At 43.5% G+C, this 1155-nt stretch carries 1 protein-coding gene; it reads right to left on the reverse strand.

Annotated elements, in window-relative coordinates; all coding sequences use genetic code 11:
• Positions 1–356 precede the first annotated feature (356 nt).
• On the reverse strand, positions 357–989 hold the full coding sequence (locus tag KDK14_RS12100; protein WP_257265382.1) for a hypothetical protein: 633 nt from the start codon (positions 987–989) through the stop codon (positions 357–359).
• Positions 990–1155 lie beyond the last annotated feature (166 nt).

The raw sequence follows: 1155 nt of genomic DNA on the forward strand, positions 1-1155 counted from the left end.
CGGCTTTGTCTTCACTGCTCTCGCTGGCAGGCTCCACGTCCCACTCCGATTGGGTTACGGCCAGCCGTCGTTGCTGAAAGCAGGGTTTCACCTGGTCATCCCGTAGCAACTCATCATAGAGGCGCATATCTCGACCTCGCTACTGGAGGACGCTGTCGGGGTTTTCCATCAGCATATGGGTATAGGCTTTGCTCATGAGAATGCCGTGGTCGGCTTGGGCGATTTCGCCGAGGGTGGGCTTGCTATTAAAACGGCTTTAGCACTCGAATAACTGAATTTGTTGACCCGACGATTAAGTCAGGTCACAGCCATTTAAAACAAGCTTCGTGAATGATAAAGAGGATAAAAGCGGCCAATTACGATAGGTCGATACCAAGAGCTGCTTTGAATAAGGCTTCTATTCTCGCTTTAGCCTGATTATCCCCGCAATGGAAAAAAGGAATATCTAAACCATCCATTAATAGTTCTTTTGCATTCTGTGGGTTATCCGCTGCTCGATAATCATCAACTTTCAGACATGCGGTGGAAGCGTACGAATCAAGATCCTTAAAACGGTCACATTTGTTGTTTACGTTAATTAACTCCTGCTGAACATATGTTTCAACAAGATTACGCAAAAAGATCAAGTTTCTTCGTGTAACGTCTTTCAACACGTCCCTACCATGGAATATACAACTTGAAATTTCAGCAATTTTGCTGTCCATATCTGGATATTTCTGTTGTATTTTCTGTCGTGTCTTCTCTGCAACTGATACACCGCCGGAAGAAGTTTCTTGAGTCACTGATCCGCGAGATAAGCAGTAGTTTTGACCGTGCCGGGCATTATGTGCCTTGATCAAATAATCGAGCAAATTTTTGCTCTGTAATTCCGTGGCATATCCACCTTTTGACTCAATAAATCGGGTAACCTCTGGACCTAATGTCTCTGCCATAACAGCTTCATAGGCAGGCGGTAAGCTTGAAGCGCTACTTAAATTGGATACATTCATAATTTGCCGCTTTAAATTAAATATTCGATTTATAGGACAAGGTATGCAAGGAATAGTTCCTCATACATAAGCACTAAATCATATGCTTTCGAATAGAATAATTAACCAATGGATTAATTGCTCTAACAGCCTCCCGGGGTAGCCATCCGTGAGTAATACCCCTTCA

This window comes from Endozoicomonas sp. ONNA2 (assembly GCF_024606365.1).
GTDB lineage: Bacteria > Pseudomonadota > Gammaproteobacteria > Pseudomonadales > Endozoicomonadaceae > Endozoicomonas.

Coding starts and splice junctions, on each gene's coding strand:
- KDK14_RS12100 (WP_257265382.1), bottom strand. CDS start 989: ATGAATGTATCCAATTTAAGTAGCGCTTCAAGCTTACCGCCTGCCTAT.